5 protein-coding genes are annotated in these 4,828 nt (G+C 64.5%); all 5 read left to right on the plus strand.

All coding sequences use genetic code 11. The features are described 5' to 3' along the window. Positions 1-1,788: NACHT domain-containing protein (locus LK10_RS22220; protein ID WP_043121099.1), on the plus strand; the 1,788-nt coding region annotated here is incomplete at its 5' end. Between the two features lie 379 nt (positions 1,789-2,167). Beyond that, complete coding sequence (locus tag LK10_RS21750; RefSeq protein WP_052207011.1) at positions 2,168-2,872, plus strand: hypothetical protein; 705 nt, start codon at positions 2,168-2,170, stop codon at positions 2,870-2,872. 71 nt (positions 2,873-2,943) lie between these two features. Further along, a complete protein-coding gene (locus LK10_RS05935; RefSeq protein ID WP_043121107.1) occupies positions 2,944-3,444 on the plus strand; it encodes an excisionase family DNA-binding protein in 501 nt (166 codons plus the stop codon). Between the two features lie 2 nt (positions 3,445-3,446). Next, positions 3,447-4,022, plus strand: a complete 576-nt coding sequence (locus tag LK10_RS05940) for a PIN domain-containing protein (protein WP_043121101.1) — start codon at positions 3,447-3,449, stop codon at positions 4,020-4,022. A gap of 390 nt (positions 4,023-4,412) precedes the next feature. Then, a partial coding sequence (locus LK10_RS05945) for a helix-turn-helix transcriptional regulator (protein WP_043121103.1) occupies positions 4,413-4,828 on the plus strand: 416 nt, incomplete at its 3' end.

Below are 4,828 nucleotides of genomic sequence, written 5' to 3' on the forward strand. Positions count from 1 at the left end.
GACCAGGTTCACGAATATGCGAGCCGCTGGTTCAAGCTAAAAGATGGGGAAGCCGACATCGGCGATCGGGCGAAGGGCTTCATAGACGAGAGCCGAACCTACGCCAGTGACCTTCGCTCAAATCCCCTGATGCTGAGCATGCTCTGCAGTATTTACTACGCCAGAGGCGACATCCCGCGAACGCTCCACGCCCTGTACGAGCGTTGCGCGGACATGATCTACCAGCAATGGAACACGATGCGTGGCATCGAAGATCATCGCGCTTGGGACAAGGACGTGAGGCCCGTGCTGTATCAGGTTGCTCATGCCGTTCTGAGCAACGACGACTACCTGGGCTATGGAATACCCGAAGAAGAGCTCGTCAGGCAAGTGCGGCGCGCATTCATTAGCAATGGCGCTCCGGACCCGGAGGACGCCTCACGTCGTGCCCGCGAGGCTGTGCGCCTTTGGGCGGGTCGAGCGTGGATCATCACTGCAGTGATGACTGATGAAGCGGGACGTTTGCGCTACGGATTCGTGCATCAGTCTTTTCTCGAGTACTTCGCCGCGGTCTTTGAGGTCCGACGCGTAGATACGCCCGCTGAGCTGTACGAAAATCTCCGCGGGCGGTTAATCGACCTGAATGGATGGACGGTGACCCAGATCGCAGTCTCGGTCATCGACGCTTGGAAGGACCACGGAGGCCAGCGTTTCCTTGCCGTGCTTCTGGACGATGCAAAAGACGCGTGCGACTTGGATGCTTTCGCTTTGCTCCGGCTCGGTATCTCGCTCGTTTCAATCATCCCCGTGTCGGCGGAGCAGCTGACCGCTTTGGTGAAACTCGGCATCCGATTCGTTTCTCGCTCGATCCTGCTGCCGCAGGGAGACTCAGCAGTCTACGAAGCTCATGAAGAGAGCCAGAATCGGGCGCGCCGGTTCGTCGCCTTCGATGCTGAGGGGGATGAGGATAGGAAGGGTTGGGATAGTGAAGCGAACCGGGAGCCTGTGGTGCTTCCGACGGCGAAATCAATGCTCGTGGCGAGTGACCTCGCTGGCGTCGCTTCTGATGTCTCGTTGTCGATGCTGATAGCTCAAGCGGCCCTCAGCGACATCGAAGACCCGGACGACGAAGTGGTCGCGGCTGCGCTCCTTCAATATGCCGTCCTCAACTCCCTCGACCGCTGGCCGAGGTCGCTCGACACGGAGACACGCACTGCGCTCGCGGCGCGAGATCACCATTGGGTTGTCACTTGGCTTGCAGCACAATTGGCCATCATTCCGACTTCCGAAGCAGTGGCACGTGTGCCATGGCACGCGTTACTTCTGGAACAAGAGTTGCTTCTCGTTGACGAGCTAGACATGTTTGGTCCAGAGCCGCTGAGCCCCATCCTCACTGACTGCCTTGATGACGAAGCCTCCTACCGGCTACTCGAGTCCGCGGGCGCTTCATTTAGTGAACGCTTGCGGAGCGGGCAGCTGCTTCCAACGGTGACTCAAGAACAAGTGCAGCGTCACTTTGTTTTCCATGAACCGCCTAGCGACTGGCGTCAGGCACGTGACCCAAACTCGTGGAGCGACGCCTTCTTGGTGAGCTTCGCCATGATCGGCAAGCTCGCTGCCTTAGCCTGGAACAACGGGCACGCTCTTGGGGAGTCGTTGGATGACTCCGCGCCTGAGATAGTTGTGCAAATTGCGGCCGCATCCCTCGGTTGGGGAAGAATGGACACGCAGGCGTTGGCGACCATCGCCGAACCTCACAGATTCGCAATCGAATCAATCCTCTCCACGGCTTGGCCAACCTCAAGCTAGGGCCGTCCTCGGCTTCCCGTCGGCGACAGACTTGGCAGAGCTGGAGTCCGGGAGCCGGCCTGCCCTACCGGATCAGGCGTCCGAGGGCGGCGAAGCGGAGCATGTGAGCGTGGCCTGCCACTTCCACTGGAACTCGTGCCGCTGGTACGCCAACCAAGCCAGAAGGTCGGTACACGCATCCGCGCTCGTGCGCGTTCCTCCCAACGCGAGAAGTCCATGGCCCTGACGCTTCCCACCTCCTAGCGGACCAGCGTCAGCGCCCCTCCCTCACCTCCAAAGGCAGAGAGGATCGTGTGCAGTTGGTCGCGCTGACACCGGCCCGGCGGCCTTCCGGTTCCTGCGGGACTTCACCGAGCCAGACGGACCTTAGACTCGGGGAATGAACGCCGAGCCCGAGGGGATGATCGACTTCCTCGCCGACGCGGAACTCCTGACCGGACTGAGCCTGCAGAGCCTGGGGCACCTCCCCCGGGCCGACGAGCTGGACGAGTACGAGCTCGACGAGGGTACGCGAGAATGGCTGCTCTCCGTCAGCGACGAAGAGCGCGAGAGGGTGCGGCGGCAGGCCCGTCTCCTGGCCGGGGCGCTCTGGCATGGGGCGGTCGTCCTGATCGACCAGCTCTTCGAGGACATCGGCACGCTGAGGGCGCTGCCGGAGGTCACCGCCAGCGACATCGCCGGGACCTGGGTCCTCTCGGGCCTTCCGCCGCTGTACGCCGCAAGGTGCGGGCTCGGCTTCGCGCAGTCCTTCCTAACGGCGACCGTCGAGCAGATGAAGGGGCTGGCCAGCGGGTGGGAGTCCCCAGCATGCATCGCCCAGGAGCTCGCCGTCCACTGCCTGATCAACCAGGTCGAGGTCTTCGAGGACCTATACGACCTGGACCTGCAGCCCGGCTGGCAGGGCATCGTGCGCGACGCGCTGCTGGAGGACACCGACGCCGACGTGCTCTTCGACCCGGGCGCCGACGGGATCGAGCACGACGAATGGCTCAACCGCCAGCTCGGGATGGCCCCGATGGGCTTCAAGGACTGGTTCAAGCCGTTCAACGCCGGCTACCACCTCGGACCCTACACACGGGCCTAGGAAGCCTGGTGACCACCTCGAGACGCGAGGAGTCTCTTTCGATTTTTTCGAATTCGTGGCAGTATGGGGGCATGGCCGCTACAGCTCACGCCGAAGACCGCACCGTGCTCCCGCCAGCGGACATGCACGCCATGCTGGACCTCTCCCGATTCCTGGAGCACCACGCAGAGCCCGCTGCTCTGCTGGGCCCGGACGGGGAGCAGGTGCCGCTGCCGATGGAGGTCTACGGGATTCTGGTGAAGGTGGTGGACGCGATGGGGGCCGGGAAGGCGATCACTCTCGCCCCGCTGGACCAGAGGCTCACCACCCAGCAGGCCGCCGACCTGCTGGGGATCAGCCGGCCCACTCTGGTCAAGCTGCTGGATACGAATGAGATCCCCTACGAGCAGCCCTCGGGAGGGCGGCATCGCCGGCTCCGGCTCAGCGATGTCCTCGACTACCGGGAGCGGCGCCGCGGGGAGCGCCGCGGCCGGCTGGCGGAGATGACTCGGCAGGCGGCCGAGGACGGCCTCTACGAGGCCTCCGCCGAGGACTACCGCGAGGCGCTCGAGCGCGCCCGCCACGCCGAGTAGACGTGGCGGCGTTCGGCGCAGTGCTGGATGCCTGCGTCCTGGTCCCGACGGCCCTCTGCGACACCCTCCTGCGCCTGGCGGACCGAGACCTCTACCGCCCCATATGGTCAGCGAGAATCCTCGCCGAGATGAGGCAGGCGGTCCTCGAGGTCCACCCCGGACTCGACGCTGGACGTGTGGACGCTCGGATCCGCTCGATGAATGCCGCGTTCGAGGATGCCTGCGTGAGCGGTTGGGAGGGTCTGGTGGCAGGCATCAGGCTGCCAGATCCGGACGACCGCCACGTCGTGGCCGCCGCGCTCCGCGGCCGGGCGGAGGCGATCGTCACCGCGAACCTGAGAGACTTCCCTGCCGATGCCCTCGAGCCCCTCGGCCTGCACGCCGTATCGCCTGATGACTTCCTGTTGGACCAGCTGGATCTGGACCCGGCGGGCACTGTGGAGTTGCTGGGCGAACAGGCCCGCGACAAGAAGCGTCCGCCGGCCACAGTGGAGGATGTCCTCGGCGCGCTCGGGAGAGCAGGTGCACCCCGTTTCTCGGCCGCGGTCGCCGCCCTGCTAACGGAATCCGGGGCCTAGCCCGCATGATCCCGGATGCGCGGTGCAGGGCGACCCACTTGCAGCGACGTGGTCGGGCCGGCAAAGGCCACTGCCCGCCGACGACCGCTGAGCTGGCAGGCCGTATTGGGTTTCTGCCTCGTCTGGAACCGGCCTGAGTTGGAGGTGTCGGGGGGTCCTCATCGAAGCGGACGGGCTGGCTGCCACGACTCGGTGTTCAGCGACCTGCCGCTGGTGGTCGGAGGGTGCGCCCTGCTCGCGTTTCGCCGCGAGGATGCCCATCGCTCCGCGTCCGGTCGCCTGCCGCTTCTGCGTTAGTTTGCCGGGAACCTAGGCTGGTCCGGCAATGGGCAAAGAAGGAGCGGATCATTACTGATGGAGGCGATTAGGAGACTGCGTGAGGCTGCCGGCATGCCCTTGCAGGAGGTGGCCGATGCGGTGGGGGTCAATCGGGTTGTCATGGCCTCGATCGAGGAGGAGGTCTTCGTCCCCAGTCCGGACGCAGCCAAGCGGATCGCCGCGCTGTTCGGTCAGCCGGTCGAGAGCATCTTCGCCGGTGACCAGGTCGTCACCCCTGCACCGCTTGCGGACCCTTACTGGATCCCCGAGGAGATATTCGGGTATATCGAATCAGATCTCCCCGAAGCGATCGGCCGCGTCGTGATGCTCTCCGCCCTTGTCGAGGCAAGAATCGGACAGCTTCTCGGGTCCCTGACCAGCCGTCCATTCGAGAAGATTTCCGGACGAGACGCCACGGCGAACAGCAAAGACTGCCGGGCCGTCCTCGCCGCGTACGACGGGAGCGCAATGGAGGACAGGTTCCGGAT

Origin of the sequence: Sinomonas humi, assembly GCF_000802235.1 — a bacterium.
In the GTDB taxonomy this organism is placed as follows: domain Bacteria; phylum Actinomycetota; class Actinomycetes; order Actinomycetales; family Micrococcaceae; genus Sinomonas; species Sinomonas humi.

Excerpts from the sequence above, each read along its gene's own strand:
- LK10_RS05935 (WP_043121107.1), top strand. The coding sequence starts at position 2,944 with ATGGCCGCTACAGCTCACGCCGAAGACCGCACCGTGCTCCCGCCAGCG.
- LK10_RS21750 (WP_052207011.1), top strand. The coding sequence starts at position 2,168 with ATGAACGCCGAGCCCGAGGGGATGATCGACTTCCTCGCCGACGCGGAA.